General features: G+C 36.4%; 10 protein-coding genes. 4 read left to right on the forward strand and 6 right to left on the reverse strand.

Translation table 11 applies throughout. From position 1 onward, the window contains the following. Positions 1–6 precede the first annotated feature (6 nt). The 3 genes from NQ536_RS07775 to NQ536_RS07785 all read right to left on the reverse strand — a co-directional run bounded on the left by NQ536_RS07775 (position 7) and on the right by NQ536_RS07785 (position 7,688). Positions 7–4,257 (reverse strand): protein kinase domain-containing protein, encoded by a 4,251-nt coding sequence (locus NQ536_RS07775; RefSeq protein WP_004854006.1) that lies wholly within the window; start codon positions 4,255–4,257, stop codon positions 7–9. Continuing rightward, positions 4,254–4,991, reverse strand: a complete 738-nt coding sequence (locus tag NQ536_RS07780) for a protein phosphatase 2C domain-containing protein (RefSeq protein WP_004854003.1) — start codon at positions 4,989–4,991, stop codon at positions 4,254–4,256. Before NQ536_RS07780 ends, NQ536_RS07775 begins: the two co-directional genes overlap by 4 nt. A 111-nt stretch (positions 4,992–5,102) precedes the next feature. Then, positions 5,103–7,688: a hypothetical protein gene (locus tag NQ536_RS07785; RefSeq protein WP_004854001.1), complete on the reverse strand. Its 2,586-nt coding sequence runs from the start codon at positions 7,686–7,688 to the stop codon at positions 5,103–5,105. A 585-nt stretch (positions 7,689–8,273) separates the two neighbouring features. On the opposite strand from NQ536_RS07785, the gene NQ536_RS07790 reads away from it, so the two are divergent. The 4 genes from NQ536_RS07790 (at position 8,274) to NQ536_RS07805 (ending at position 12,374) form a co-directional block, all read left to right on the forward strand. After that, the gene (locus NQ536_RS07790) at positions 8,274–8,606 is read left to right on the forward strand and encodes a hypothetical protein (protein ID WP_004853998.1); all 333 of its coding nucleotides are present in this window, start codon (positions 8,274–8,276) and stop codon (positions 8,604–8,606) included. A gap of 2 nt (positions 8,607–8,608) precedes the next feature. Beyond that, the gene (locus NQ536_RS07795; RefSeq protein ID WP_004853995.1) at positions 8,609–9,532 is read left to right on the forward strand and encodes a hypothetical protein; all 924 of its coding nucleotides are present in this window, start codon (positions 8,609–8,611) and stop codon (positions 9,530–9,532) included. Between the two features lie 33 nt (positions 9,533–9,565). Beyond that, a complete protein-coding gene (locus tag NQ536_RS07800) occupies positions 9,566–10,891 on the forward strand; it encodes an OmpA family protein (protein ID WP_004853994.1) in 1,326 nt (441 codons plus the stop codon). 85 nt (positions 10,892–10,976) lie between these two features. Beyond that, positions 10,977–12,374, forward strand: a complete 1,398-nt coding sequence (locus tag NQ536_RS07805; protein WP_004853992.1) for a VWA domain-containing protein — start codon at positions 10,977–10,979, stop codon at positions 12,372–12,374. Between the two features lie 167 nt (positions 12,375–12,541). Here NQ536_RS07805 and NQ536_RS07810 read toward each other — a convergent pair whose 3' ends face one another. The 3 genes from NQ536_RS07810 to NQ536_RS07820 all read right to left on the reverse strand — a co-directional run bounded on the left by NQ536_RS07810 (position 12,542) and on the right by NQ536_RS07820 (position 15,952). After that, a complete protein-coding gene (locus NQ536_RS07810; protein WP_004853989.1) occupies positions 12,542–14,998 on the reverse strand; it encodes a TIR domain-containing protein in 2,457 nt (818 codons plus the stop codon). A gap of 14 nt (positions 14,999–15,012) precedes the next feature. After that, positions 15,013–15,273, reverse strand: a complete 261-nt coding sequence (locus NQ536_RS07815; RefSeq protein WP_004853988.1) for a hypothetical protein — start codon at positions 15,271–15,273, stop codon at positions 15,013–15,015. Between the two features lie 67 nt (positions 15,274–15,340). Continuing rightward, positions 15,341–15,952: a hypothetical protein gene (locus NQ536_RS07820; protein ID WP_004853987.1), complete on the reverse strand. Its 612-nt coding sequence runs from the start codon at positions 15,950–15,952 to the stop codon at positions 15,341–15,343. Between the last annotated feature and the right edge of the window lie 19 nt (positions 15,953–15,971).

Raw genomic sequence — 15,971 nt, forward strand, 5'->3', positions numbered from 1 at the left:
AATTCATTATTGGTTGTTTTCTCTTAACTTCTCATTTAACGTGTCTCCGATGCAGGCTAATTGCTCATCACTCCATTCACCCATATCTGTGATTTTAATATGGCGAAATCCTTTCGTAATAAAAAGTGCATCGCTCTCATCTTGATTACCGATCTTGCTTCCATATACCACATCATCAAAATATGCGATCCTATTGGGTTCATGATATCCATACTTTAGCGTCTCATAATAAGCCCGAAGTAGCAGCACCCTGTTGGTCTTCATCATTACTCTCTTAATTCTCGGAGAGGTAAATGCAAAGCTCACCTTATCGGAAGAATCCTCTCTTCTCAAACCATTGATAAAATGCTTGTCCTGTAGTTTCTCAAGCATTCTATATGAGTTTTCTTCGATGCGGCTGATATCCACCACTTCCAGATTGTTATAACCCACCCTCACATATTTGCTTTCATTATATGCTCTAACTCCATAATAGTCCAACAAGATTCTCGGATCAGCAAACAACGTGTCAAACGCATGTCTATATTTTTTAGATACGGAGAATTTTACTATGTAGCTTTCACTTGTATAATTCTCTATAATATCATCCCTTAAAATATCTCGCTCTGATAATTCTCTAAGCAATCGACGCACAGTTTTCTCCGTGTATTCCGGCAATACAAAGGATAATTTCTCGGTGTATTCATTACACTCATTGCCAAGTATCTCAAATTGTGCCAGCGGCTTATTTCTCAGCTCATATTCATCAATACAACTACATAGTGCCCTCCACGCATTTTTGTCTGATTCGTAAATCTGCCACAATGCTTCGTAATCTTTTTGATACTCCGGAATATCAGAAATAGCACTATCCGTTCCTTTAAGCGCAGCTATGTTTTCCATTGTTAAGAAAGAGGCATCATGAATATATTGCAGATAATCACAGCCATTATGTTTCGTAAAGTGTTTATTTCTCCAGTCAAAACTATAATATGCTATGCCGGCAGACTTTATGACACTTTTAAAAGCCTCGTACTTTTTCCCATCGTGGAATAATAAATTGCTGCACTCATATATACAGTTATCGCTTTGTAAGTACTGCACTATTTCATTATACGCCGCATCCTGTGACGGATTGCAATATAACAGTGTGCAACCTTCAAATCTGACATTTTGATACTTTCCGCTTTCTATTCCGCTTAACCCTTTCTCAAGCATATTCGTGGTGCCACATTCACGAGAACCTGCAATCACAAACCTTACTTGGCAATGTATCTCTCTGCTGTCCAGATATCCAAGCACTGCCTTTAAGCCAGTCATAACCTTATCTACATCTGAATGCTCATCGCAATAATATATATAATCTATTTTTTTCGGACACAACACAGTAACTGCCGCTACATTGTTCAGTCTGCCATTAAATTCTTCACTTTCATCAAACGCCACTACTACATGTTCTATAAAACTGTACGTCAGTATAAATGGTATCTTCCCAACCAACACGTCATCATACGACTTATAGTCACGATACAAGTTTGCTTCCATAACAGGAAAGAACGCTTTTTTTATCAGGGCAATCCTTGTCTCGGCATCTTTTAACACGGCTTCCGAGGCACTACTCTCAAATATTTTTTTAAGTCTTTTCTCATAATTACTATATTGACGAGTATAATTTTCCACTCCCTCCAAAATGTTTTCCAAGCAGAAACAGTATTGTCTGAAGGCACCAGAAACATCTTCTCCACATTCTTCAGCCAATTTACGAAGTTTTTCTATATCACTTTCTCTTTGCATAGGGTTATTTTTCTTATATTCATTGGCTCGCTTTCTGAAGCATCGATGAAGTTTAATTGACATTAGATCCAATTCATCGAGATCTGGATCTATATCCGCAACATCCCACTTCTCACGTCCCGATTCGCTGTATTTGTTGTATTCCTCGGTACTCAGCGGAGTCTCTTCCGTTCCATACACTATGCATGGATGAGTGGATTCCAACTCATTCTTTACTTTTCCCTTTTGAACACACTGTTCAAGATCAAGGTTTCCGTTCTTGTCCCGTGGCGCTCTCCAACCGGCGGTCACTTTCTCCAATACCCACCTTCTATGCTCCAGCGCAACTACAGCATCAAATTTTTCCTTTGCGCACTTTCCTGCCTCTGAATCAATGTCTTTCTTTTGAAGAATTTCTTCAAAGAAAACATTCGCCGCCTCAGAAAGGTTTTTTACCACTATAGCATTTTCATTACAAGTTCCGGCGTCTTTCTCCAGAACAAGCCCTATGCTGTACAGCTTATATCGTATAGATAAGGCAAATGCCAATGATGATTCATATCTATATCTGTCATTTAAAAATTTGTCTCTTGCCTCGTCCATATCTTTATTGAGCGAATTATCCCAAGATATATCGGCATTAAACGCCATTTGAACCAAATCTATATCTGAACTGAATGTCTCCGGCGTAATTCGCTCGTTAATACATACCGGGTATACATTTGATGTTCCGTCATCATCAACGCTAAACTCGCTAATATAACAAACAGGGCACAGTTTATCGTTCTCTTTTAGCATTTCGATTGCAATCGTCTCTGCAATAAATCTATTCGTTTCGGTATTTCCTGCTGCTACAAATACATAGTCATATTCTTTTAGCATCGGCTCGAGACATTCATTTATAATAACAGCATTTTTATGTTTTATGCTATCTATATTCTCATCTGAGGCTCCATCCTGTATTACCGTGAACCTGACAGTATCATCATTGTCTTTTAAATCTCGGAATACAAGATCCGCATACATGCAATCGTGTCTGCTTTTCTCAATAGAACCATTTACATTTACGAATCTTGTAAGCTCCGGTCTAAATTGTAAATATCTCTCCTTATCCTTGTCTGCTTTATCTGATATCGACGTAATGTGTAACTTATACCCTTTGATCTGACCCGCCTGCAGACACTGGTCAATAAATATATGTCCATATGTCCCCGAACCTATAACTAAAATTTTTGGTTCTGTATTTCCGAATTTCAAGCTCTCGTATATAGGATGGTCATACAACATTTTTTGTATTGCAATAACCGGATCAGATATACCTGCCTCATTGAGCTTAACTACCTGCAATGTTTCATTCTGTCCGATTCTATTGCAGTTTATTCGGGTTATAATCTCCAATGCCTTTTCTAAGTCGTCGAGGAGGTCTTCGCAAGCTTCATATCTTCCTCCCCTATAAGGTGCCAAGCACTTTTCAAGTATAGTTACAATTAGTGACATAAACTCTTCATTTGTGCCAGCCTCTCCACTTGTAAAAAGTTTTGAAGATTTTACAAGTTGTCTTATTTCTCCATAAGTTTCATCTACGTAAAGTTCATTCCCTATACCATCTTTTACAATTATTGCATTAAATAGCACAGCTCCGATGGAATAAATATCTGCTCTATTATCTGGTTGATCTTCCATTTCTACAATTTCCGGAGCACAAAATCCATCTGTCCCCATTGGATTTAAATACTCTCCTCCCACCATATATAACGTGTTTACATCATACATGGATATCGTGTGCTCGTTAACAATCTGCCCCTCTCTATATGGCAACATGAAGTTTGATGGTTTTATGTCCAAATGTAATAACCCCGCCACATGAATTGACATTACTCCCTCTGTAAGAGCTATCACAGTTTGGATAACTTGCAGAAGTTTAAAGTCTGAATTACTTTCTGAATTCCGCTTTATCTCCTTAATAAACTCACCATAGCTCTGTCCTACAACACCTCTCGTCCATATATATCCGGATGTTGGCACAGCACCATCTATTGCTTCACTCAGAGCTTTAATGTCTACCTCATCATATACAGCAGGACTTTCTACATCTTCATCAAAGCATCCATATAATAATTCCGGAATCTGAATAAAGTTACCCATTAGTCGGTTATCCTCAGATTCTAACATCTTGTCATTCAGCAAATTATATGCGTCCATATATTCATCACGCATTTTTACAAATCTGTCCAGAGTTCCCGCACCGGGAACTATTTGACCATTTTTCAACCTGAAAATAGAATAAACTATATTATTCTCAATATCGTCGGCAGGATAAAATTCCTTTAACAACCCTGTTTCCAAATGTCCGTTTCGATTTCGAACAGCCTCATAACATATAGCAGACCCTCCTTCGCCAACACGACCTGTAATCTGATATACTTCTTGATCATTTCCAGCCTTATTCCTTGATAACAATATGCGTTCACCGATTTTTAAATACGCTCTATTATCTATGCTCACTTTCCATCTCCCCCCTTCACCTCTGCCATAACAAGGTTATTGTCTTCATAATCATCCAGGCTAACAGCTATATAGCCGCAATCGTCTGTGAATTTAAAACTATCCAACAGTTGATTCAAATTTTTGAATTTACATCGTTCAAGATTATCGTTTATCCTTGCATCTGTATTAACATTTTTCCAAAAGCCATCTGTACACATAAATAGAGTTGTGCCTCTCTGCAATCCGAACTTCTTTACATCCATCACTTTCCACGCACTATCTGTTGTCACAAGGCACGGCTGTCCGGAAAACACTTTTGGATTCAATACTTTAATCATCTTCTTATCTGATCTTATCAATTCAATTGCAGAATCCCCAAGATTCACTGCTATCATTTCCCTGTTGTCCTTGTCAATAAATACTGTGCTCACAGTTGCAGCATACTCATATCTATCTTTCTTTTCCGTAATGTTATTTTTTCGTTCAATGAAACTCAATATATGCTCTGTGATTAGGTAAGCCAATTTCCTTGAATCATAGGAAAATACACGTCTTCTCTCAATCTTAAAAAAATTTATAACTGCTTCACATGCCAGCTTCGCTCCTTCAGCACCATACTTACATTCCGTGACCCCATCTGAAATTACTGATGTTATATATCGTTCATCCTCATAGTACTGCACATAATCTTGACAAGCTTCTCCCTTTTCCAAATGATACATTCCTGTCTTTACATATTGATTAACAATCATAAGCTATCCTCCTTCCATTTGTGACTGATTATCGCATATGGAAAGAGAATAGTTTATATGGGGAATCCAATATCTATCCTGAACTAAAGCGAAAAACTGCGGTATTTCTGGTCACTCAGACTGTAAAACATCGTTTTCAACTACAAATACACATAATGAAATTAAAACATACAAATCCAATATATTTTTTTCACTCATTCGTTGGAATCGAGCTTTTTCAAGCTCAATATCTATTTTATTTTTAAAATCGTCATATATATCCTTGAATGTTTCTACCCCACTTATTTTATCTAGTTCAAAACATAAATAATAATTATAATATACTGCAATAAATGTAGATCTGGAAATATCTTGTTTTTTTACAATTCTCTCCAGTAAAATTTCCCAAAGCAATGTCTTATCCAGTTTTATATTAAGGCTCTTTATTATAGCATCTAATTCGCTATCATTTTGATACTCTCTTCCGCAAAGAGCATATACTTTTTCTTCTTCGGTAATGTCTTCTGCGGCTTTCTTTGGCTTCTTTATTTTTTTCCATTTGATATCCAAGCCTATACTTTTAAGCATCTCAACGTCATCTTGAAATAAATAGCCATTGTATAATCCTCCGGTTTTTTTTCTAATCATTGCTTGCATTTCTTTCCCACTAATAAATGTATCGCTATTTGAATCTTCATATAATATTGTAAGAAGCTCCGCCAATTCGTTAATTTTTCTACTGCTTAACCATACGAATCTTTTATTTAATCGTTGTTCTATTAAGTCTATGATTAAGAAGAATTCTTTGTCATTTGAGCCTGTATATTTTTTTCTCAATTTTTCAGATAAACTCCATTTAACTATAGAATTTTCCTTGAAATATTTAATATTAGATAACTCTAATACCCTGTCTGCAACTTCATCTGACTCAGCTGCCTCCTTTATATCTTTTATTTCTCGCTTTAATGTGCTACTATCAACATTCTTTACATACTCTTCTTCTAAGCTTCCTGACCATATTTCCATTGCATCACGTGCGTAAACCTCTTCGGACGATATAGCCGTTATAGATTTACCCTCATTGAACATAAAATCATACTCAGTACTCATTAAATAACTTCCAACCTCCGATGGTTCACGATCCAAAACACTTTCCATATATGAATTCTTATACCCGACAGTATCATTAGTCTCTCCACCTTTTATCGGATGAGTTATCTTCTCTTTGCTATTACTGCATTTAGCTATTATCTTCTCAGCCATATCTATTCTTTCTCCGGGAGTCAAGTTCAAATCCTTCCTATATAAGAAGTACAAATATATCATTTCAGCATAATTTTTATAATTAATACCATCTCCTCTTGGTTCCGTCTCATAATCATTGCCTTCTCCTTTTCCGTTTCCTTGCAAACTTTTAATGTGTTTTTCCCTTTCATAACGATTTAATAAAAACTTCATAATGTTGTCACTGTAATAGTCTTCAAAAAGATACGCCTGCATGTCAGCACGTTTTCCAAACTCAGTTTCCACTTCCTTTGTATCTTCATTATAATGATCGTTCTTTTTTAAGGCCTCTGACATGTCAAACATAATGGCAAAATAATACAAATATTTTCTTGTGTTACCCCCATTACTCTTAAAATCTCCATTTGCCAAATCTTCACATAAATTCAATAACTTCATTTTACGGTTACGTTTCTTTAAAACATCACAATATCTTTCCTCTAATGTTTTCTTTTTACCCTCTCTGCTTATATAGCATAATGAATGCAACTGTTTCTTGAAATCTACATTAAGAGCAGCAACAAAATCTATAAATTCTACAACTGTATTTGCCGGATAGTCGTTATTAAATATGTTATATAGTAATTTAATATTTTCTATTACACTCACATTTGTAAATTCAAATCTCAGTTTACACATAAGATTTTTCAGCTTAATGGTCGTTATTTCCTTCAAAATTATGTCCGAAATTATAATTGTTTCATTAGAATTAGAATCAACTATTTTCCCTTCTTTGGACATTAATACATATTTGTCAAAATTCTCAATAAGGCATTTTGTTTGTTTCAATGCTTGAGTTAAACTTCTATCAAAAATAGAATTATCTATTCTGGATACAGCTAACTCAAGTTTCTTTTGACTGTCTGACTGTAAATCATACTGTTCCTTTTCGCTAGCATTCATTTTTTCTTCTGCCCATTCAATAATCTCTCCTGTATTAAGTGTTTTGAAACCTTTACCGCCTCCCATAACAAACTTTTTCAATATAATTGTTCTGTTTTCATCATCTTTTTTTATATAAGTATCCGATTTTGTCAGGCGATGTATTATTCTGTTCATATAGTCACTTGTCATGGGAGTGTTTTTATATTCTTTATACAATATTGGCAAAAATTGATCACTTATTATTTCTGATCTGGTATGTATTGTTTTAATTACAGAATCATCTTTAATCAATTCATCAGGTGTTTTCTCAATTCCTACAGACTTACAAGCGCTTTCAAGTTCTATTCTTGCAGATGGAAGTCCACTATATCCACTTCTTCCCTTTTTGCGTGCTATATCATCTTTATCTTTTGCTTTCTTGTAAGCATTAAATCTATAAACTACATCCTCTCTGCCATATAATGACCTTATTTTTGACAGTTCTAAATTGATTTTTTCTCTGCGATTTTTCGTAAAATCATACATTTCCTCTGCTGCTGTGTTTTCCATATCTTCGTTTCCTCCTTATAAATAGTTTTTTTTACCAACAACTCTTCCCCTGCGTTGCCTCTAATACTGAGCTACTGTAGTTTCTTCAGGCTTGATTAATTTACTACTTTCTTACAGCTGTACAAGACTATGTAGCACATACAAGTCTTTGTTAATTTTATTACTCAAACTTCGCACATTAAAATGTGCCTATGCACCTTGAAAATTCAATAATAACTGGCATAAAAATAGCATGAAACCAATGGTTTTGGTATAATTGAGTTGTCAAAAAACAATTACAAACCAGAAGCTCATGCTATGAATAAAAGTATAACACAAGTGACTCAAAATGATAAGCAGATTTCTAAATCTATCAAACCAATCTATCAAACCAGATAAATTTTCATTTTTTAAGCTGACAACCGTTTTCTCATCTTAAATCAAACAACGCAGTATGAGCAAACCTATTATAGTGGTTCATATCAAAATTCCCCCTTCGGATCATGGAGCTTATAAGGTTCATAATGTCAATATAAATAAACCACACCTACTGCTGAACAAAAATAATCATCAGTGTAGGTTCAAAAAGAAAGCGAGGTATACCTTATGAAGAAACACACGAAGATTAAGTATCGAAACTATTTATCCGAGTTAAGGGTAGACAGGAAGCCTATATCACCGGATCTCCCTAGTTACAACCCGGAGTTTATTAACAGGGTATATAACCCAAAGCCTCCTTTTATCACACATGAAGAATTCACAGCAGCTCTTAATGACAGGCTCGCAGCTGAGAACAGCTCATACGCAGAGAAGGAGATTGAAGAGATTAGACTTCAGAAACAAATTTCATCTGAGCTAGAGACAATCGAAAAGGAAAAGAACAAAATTGTAGATTTCATTGAGTATTTGTCTATCAAAAGCAAAGAAAAGGAGGACTGAACATGAATAATCTTACGTCATCCCTAATCCTTGCTATTGCAATTGCAGTTGTATTTATCGTAATTTCTGCTGTTGCATATAAGCTACGTTTAAAAAACAAAAATACCCGGATCCTTAAGAAGATCCACAATAATGAATACAGTCTAGATGAATTGAAGGAGTATTATTATCAGTCACTCTCACGTATTAAAAAGACAGGAGCCAAAGCATATCTGGCAATGCCTATAGTATACGTATTATCTGATAGCAGCAACTACTTTGTCTCTCTAAACTCAATCTACCGCGAGAACGTTGCTATGTTGCTGATACTGACATTAACACTCAGTATCATCCTTGATCATACCCCGACTGCTATATCAGAGTACATATTCTCAAAAGAAAAGGAAAGCACAATATCAAAAAAAAATCAAAAATATATAGGAATTGCAATCGGTCTTCTGGTTGCTGTCATGTTTAGTTTTATAGTGATGCTTTTTCTAATAAGAGTGAACACCACAGATCTCGTATTTGAAGGCAGTAACGCAGACAAAACAGCCCAGACATCAATGATGATATTATGGACTGAGGTCGCTATCGGAACCACTATCTCATCGTTTATATATAAGGCTATCCGGGATTTGATTCTGGTCCCTCGTTTGCTTAAGGCATTGAATTGCGAAACGGAAGTATTAGCAAATGCGCAGTTATCAAATGTGGAAGCACAGAAAACAGAGTTGGAAAAGTATGCAAATCAAGAAGTATCAGAGTCCGATAAGGTACACGAATCAAATATTCAGAAGATTTTGTCCGACGGTGCTCTCTTAGAAGCAATGTATCTCGCCAGAATACAAAATATATCGTCAAATAAGAATGCCAGATCCAGCAATAAAAGTGTTTCTTTGCCATCTGATGTCAATGCATCCCAAAAGGAACACTCTATATCATAAGTCAATTTAACCAACAGAAGGAGGAAATTCACCATGATGAACACAAACAAGGAATCCAACAAAACAAGAGCTCTCGTAGCCGCCATTATCCTGTGCATCTCACTTCTTTTCACAACAGGATGCAGCAGTGCCGATGTAACCAATGACGTCAAATCAGCGCTCGGCATGGAAGTAGCCGCAGTCTCACATACCGTATATGTCGTGGACCAGACGAAGTATAGTGCCAAATACGACCTGAACCAGCTTCTCAGCAAAACAATCTCAGAAAATTACGCCGCATATGACTCGACATCAACAATCATAAGACTTGACGGTGATGCCAAGGTCGTAGATCATCTGACTTATACGAACAATGGCAAAGGAGGCGGCGCTACTTGGAAGGAGAAAGACAAGCTGGAAGCTACTAATAGTGTCATAAAAAGCATCATCAACAATACATCTCCTGTTGCAGACGAAGTCAACGTATTGAAAGCTATTCGGCTGGCTTGTGACGAACTCCAAACGTACGACGATGGTATAAAACGAATCGTGATTGTCTCTAGCATGATACAGACCGTGGACCCCCTTAATATGGCAGGCGGCCTTGACGCATATTCTGATTCCGATACCATTAACGAAACCGTTGCTGACCTTAGTAATATTCATGAGCTGCCTGATATGAGAAGCATAGAGTCAGTAACGGTGTATGGCCTCGGTCATGTAGATACCACCAGCGGAGAACAAGCTGAACTTTCACAACTTGACTCTACAAACCTCCAAGCGCTGTGGCTAGCTATATTTGAATCCTGCGGATGCGGATGCTCTGACGTGACCTTCAAGACTAACACACCGGATGGTGCACCCCTAGACATAGACTATCCCTCTGTGACTCCGGTTACAGCAAGCGATATAGGCAATCATTTTGTTTATGCTGATACTACAACAAACGAATCCATAAACCTCAAGGATGATGTACTGTGTTTTAACGATGTGTCATTATCGTTTCAGCCTGACTCTGCGGAACTGATTACTTCTGAAAACGAGGCGTTGAAAGTCTTGTCACCGGTGATCAGCTATGCAACCAGTCAGGATGTAACAATCGCCGTATTTGCGTCAACTGCATGGTCAGACGATAAAGAAGCCTTATATGACTTATCATCCGCTCGTGCAAACACAGTAAAAACGTTGCTGATCAAAGCCGGTGTACAAGAAGAATCTATACGCTGTTATCCTCTCGGTTATGATTTGAACCCTTTTAAATGTGACTGCTTCAATTCATCCGGAAAATGGGATGAAGACAACGCAAAGAAAAACAGAGTCGTTTATATAACCGATGCAAGTTCAGCTGTTGCAAATGTCTTCTATCAAAATCTTGACTAGTTACATCCACTAAAACATATGTGTAAAAAAGGCGGCATAGCACAACAGAAGCTATAACGTGCATGCCGCCTAGAATGGAGGAACTATGAACAAACGACGTATCTCATCAAATGTGTTGAATTGGCTTAATACATTCAAACGTAACAGAAAAATCAGTTCTGGCAAAAAGATTACGAATATAGAATTGAGATATTATGCTGAAATGTTATTTCCGGCACTCATATCTGTGATTGCAGGATATTATCTCTGGAGGTATAAGCTGGCATCACTGTATTCAACCGAGATTCCAAACTTTCTACTTGTAAGCGCGCTCTTTTTTGCAATTACAGCTGTTTACACCATGCTGATCGGTATAACGGAGATTCTCAGAGGTCGTATATATTCTCAATCAGATTGTCTGTCATTCAAGAAGGTGTTAATAATTGTTGTGGTTGGAAGCATCTGCACCGGAATTATTGCCGGAGTCTGTGAAATACTATATGAGCTTAACGGAACAGACTACGATGTTGATATTGCTCAAGAAACCATGCTCGTGATAGATGATAGCAGTTCTATGAAAACTTCCGATAAAAATGATAGAAGATTGACTGCTGCAAACGAGCTTCTTGAACATATAGACGGGAATCGCAAAGTGGGCCTAATACGTTTTTCAAAAGATATTCATTGCTATATTCCAATGGACTATCTTAAAGTGAACAAAAGCACATTAAATCATGAGTTGGAAAACAAAGCCAAAGAAGGAGGCACCGATATTAATGACGCATTATATGCGGTTCTGAATGCCTTTGACAAAGTCGGTACAGCTACAGGAAGCCGAAGTGTCATACTCCTGACCGATGGGAAATCCACAACCAATGTTGATGAAGAATACTTGATAAATAGAGCCAACAGCATGAACATACAAATAAACGTAATTTCATTGGGAAATCACACAGATAAAGCCTTTATTAAACGGATAACCTCGAGTACCGGTGGCAAAGCAGCCAAGACCTCTAGTGACTTCTATCTAGATGCAGCGTATGGAGTATTTCTTGGTTCCCATATAGAGAGATGTCTCTTGGTTCCATTGATCGTCGGTTATCACACGGCAGGTCAGATTTTACTCCAAATACTTCTGATCGCCATAATCTGCATTGCTTCACAGGCGGTACCAACAATATTGCTCCGATATCATTCGTATATTAACTGGCATATAAAGTTGTCACCTGTCATGATATTGATCGGAGCAGCGTCATTAGCCATCCGAGATGCATCATTTTCAGCAATCTGCTTTTTGCTTGTACTCTATCTCATGCCATTTTTCAAAGGAAGAGTAAAAGCACGGAAGTTGAAAATACGGCACAAAAAAAAGCCGCATAAATCAAGAAGTATTCCACGTTACACACGAGATAAAGGGTATGAAATGATGGAATATTATGAATCGCATAACATCTACGATAAGAACATAGGTGCCTTTGAAAACCGCAATCACTACACACGGTAATTTGAAATTTGTCCGCTTTAGACATTGTTGTTGTCTCTTCTACAACCTTTCAAAATATGGTGCTGTCGCTTTTAACGAATGAACTTTCGTGAAGCGGCAGCCCCTTGTTTTAATCCTAATACCATACGCTCTCTTCCACTCACATGATTCTTTTAAGTTGTCATTAATCATACAGTGACTGTTTCTCCAGGATTTACCATAAGTATTTTCTGTACTTTATCCTTTTCTTCTTTATATTTTCGGTTATTCGGATACCAATTGGTAAGTTCGCTCCACACTTCATACGATTTTTGAAGTAATTCCTTGTTTACATTTGCCTTGAGAATAGGACGATTGTCTTCAGTTTCATCAACAGCTTCAATAACCATCGCTGCCTGGAAATAGCATATTGCCACTTTAACATAGTCCTGTTCTTCATGAGTAAGAAACCCAGCATCTCTATATAATCTTGCGGCCTTATAGAAATATGTTCTCTTATCATCATATTTTTTTGCTTTTTCCATAAGCGCACCAATTCTCATATAAGCCCGGGCTAAGTCACGCTTTACCGCTACCCAATCTGTCCTTAATGCTTCTTCTAGTAATTCGTTGCTTATTTTGCATGAATCTTCATAATAATCTAATGCCTTTTTCATATCTTGCTTTTCCAAAATAACGCCAAGCCAATAATAACTGTCAGACATATCTCTCCTATCCAATATTGTATTTGTTTCATAAGCCAACTCTTCTCTGATCCTAAGTGATTCTTCAAGGAAATCCTTTGCATCAGATATATTGTCATTTGCTGTAATTCTCCCCAGCCGAACATAACATGAAGCTAAATCTCTTTTAGCCTCGATTGTTTGTATTTCCTCCGCTATTTTTTCAAAAATATCCAATGATGCTTCATAAAATTCTTTCGCTTTGTTAAGCACTCCTACTTTGCTTAAAACGTCTCCCATATTGCTACTGCTTATGGCAACCTCTCTCCTTATACTTGCCTCTACTACATTTGTCTCACCAACAAGCTCTTTAAGAATTTTATCTCTTTCAATATAATAAAGTGACGCTTTATCTGTATTGCCTGACATATAAAATATATTACCAACCGAAGAATAATTTCTACACAAATCCAGCCTTGTTTTCATACTGCTATCCTCGGTTAATAATGCTTGTCTAACCTCCAGTGATTTAATATACCATTTTAATGACTCGGAGAACCTCCCTGCAATCTCTAATTCACGGGCATGACTATAGTAAATGTCTCCAATTAGAGATTTATACTTGTGCATCCCTGAGTCATTATAAATTTCCTCACAACTTTTTTTCAGCATATCATAATGAAATGTTGATAAAATTATATATCCCGACTCTGACAAATAATTTGCATAAACCAATGATGCATTTATATACAATTCTGCAACATCTTCAACTGTTCCATCATCATTCGTATACAAAACTGATTCATTTTTATCTTTTGTTTTTTTATACTGTTTTTTCCAATAACCCACTAATTTCCCTTGCCACTTGATAGCCTCCTCATAATTTCTCTCTACACCTTCACCCGTACGATACATCGAAACCAATTTTTCCATAGCCTCCGCCAATCCGCAATTCGCTGCATCCTCTATCAGGGTAACTGCACGTTCACGGTCCACTTCAACATCAATTCCACCCAAGTACGCCAGTCCTATAAGAAAACTATGCTCCGCAGAATTATCAATTTCTCTGACTCCCATATCCCAAATCGCGGAAATCAAAAATCTTCTCATCATATCATCATTGTTGGGATCGACACATAAAGGAATATCCGGATATAGTTTTTCCAATTCAGATCGATTTGTCTTTTCCATTTCTACAGGTAAAATATTTACATCAGTTTTTTTTGCCGTAGGATATTCTTCTTTCATTACATAATTCACCCCACCAAAACTACCCGGTAACAAAAGATTTGGAGTTACAACCAAAACAAACAGACCACTATTTTGTAATGTCTCTTTGATATTCTCCCTGTAATCTTCACCTATAGTCAAAAATTCATCGTACCAAATTGCTACATCCCTGTAATATTTGTTTTTATGTATCAGGCGCATTAATTCCTGAGCACATTTTCTGTCTGCTTTTCTGTAAGAAAGAAATATATAAGCGTCAAATTCATTTTTAATTTTCTTCGTCATTTCATCACCGAGTAAAATATCAGACAGATGCTTTTCAAGCTTTTCTTCATAACTGATGGCAGTTGTATCTCTTTGTGTTTTATCCAAATACTGCATATCTCCGAATTTTCTTGCAAACAATCCCTCCAAGCCTCGCTCTTGAATTAAAGGAAGTACAGGGATCTTATTCTTTAATGCAAGTGGAAAATCTTTATCCATAGCAATTGATGGTTTTGTCAGCAGATTTGTAGTTACCGGTATAACAAAAAGCTGCATAGATAAAAGATCAGTTTCACGCTCCTGTTCCGGAATAGATGAAGCATTATCATAAAAATAAACTGCACAGTTTTGCTTATCCAGAATTTCATTTCTTACGGGCTCAAAATACATATCAAAATCATCTGGATGACAGCAAAAATATACTCTTGGTTTCCCTTGATTTGTTGAGTCCCCTCTGGTCTTAAATTGTATATGGTTTTCCTTCTCCATTTTTTATCCTCGTCTTATATCAAAAAATCTTTTTCATATATGTTTTTAAGTTTCCCCTTTTCAATCAATTCATCCAATGTATACATTTGATAAAATCCAACGCACCCTTCTCCTGACCTATCAACAAACATCACTTCGTGCGATTCTAAATCTACAATAGAATTTCTAAAATTTAAAAATGCCACCTCATTGTTGTATAAATAACATATATCTCCAATCCAGCCAACAGGATACCATTCATTAAAATCACTTACTTGTTCTAATTTTTCTTGCAAGATGATTGCTCTTGTACTTATGAATCATACAACTTTCTTCTTTTTCTTGAGTGACTTAACAATGATTTTAAATAGGTGATTTCTCATATTCTCTCTTTTTCTGCCTATCAATTAAAAAATCTATCAGCACAGCAGAAAATGCAACTATTATTCCAATGAGAATATAATAAAATCCTTCTGCCCTAACAACATCAATCCAAGGTTCATCACTATATGCCATAAACGCGACTGCAACAATGGCAGCTGAAAAAGGGAAAAAAAAGAAAGATATTGCTGAAAACAATATCAATTGGATCCTTGCCCTTGCAATTGCTATTAAAACTGCGGTAATTATAAAAATAATATATATACATCGTATAAATGAATCACTATTTATACATAAAGAATAATCTACATTTCCAGCTTCATCTAAAAAAGATATTACCGGCGTATCCATAAATGCAAACAAAGACAATGACACGATAATTACTAATCCTAAATAGACCGTAAAACTCCTATTTTTGTATGGCGTACGCTCTATGCAATCTTTTCCTCCAATAAATGTATGATCCTTTATCTTCTGATTACTTTCCGAATACTTATTATTTTTGAATCCTCCAACATTCATATCTTTAATCTGTGAAATTTTTTCCTCTGTCCAAACGACACCCTCACAAATAATACACTTTCCGTTTCCCATTCTGTTCAAGCTCCCACAT

It is taken from the genome of Coprococcus eutactus, assembly GCF_025149915.1.
In the GTDB taxonomy this organism is placed as follows: domain Bacteria; phylum Bacillota; class Clostridia; order Lachnospirales; family Lachnospiraceae; genus Coprococcus; species Coprococcus eutactus.

What these genes read in the sequence shown, in the direction of transcription:
- NQ536_RS07800 (WP_004853994.1), top strand. Translation starts at nt 9,566, where the DNA reads ATGATGAACACAAACAAGGAATCCAACAAAACAAGAGCTCTCGTAGCC.
- NQ536_RS07785 (WP_004854001.1), bottom strand. Translation starts at nt 7,688, where the DNA reads ATGGAAAACACAGCAGCAGAGGAAATGTATGATTTTACGAAAAATCGC.
- NQ536_RS07795 (WP_004853995.1), top strand. Translation starts at nt 8,609, where the DNA reads ATGAATAATCTTACGTCATCCCTAATCCTTGCTATTGCAATTGCAGTT.
- NQ536_RS07810 (WP_004853989.1), bottom strand. Translation starts at nt 14,998, where the DNA reads ATGGAGAAGGAAAACCATATACAATTTAAGACCAGAGGGGACTCAACA.
- NQ536_RS07820 (WP_004853987.1), bottom strand. Translation starts at nt 15,952, where the DNA reads ATGGGAAACGGAAAGTGTATTATTTGTGAGGGTGTCGTTTGGACAGAG.
- NQ536_RS07805 (WP_004853992.1), top strand. Translation starts at nt 10,977, where the DNA reads ATGAACAAACGACGTATCTCATCAAATGTGTTGAATTGGCTTAATACA.
- NQ536_RS07790 (WP_004853998.1), top strand. Translation starts at nt 8,274, where the DNA reads ATGAAGAAACACACGAAGATTAAGTATCGAAACTATTTATCCGAGTTA.
- NQ536_RS07780 (WP_004854003.1), bottom strand. Translation starts at nt 4,991, where the DNA reads ATGATTGTTAATCAATATGTAAAGACAGGAATGTATCATTTGGAAAAG.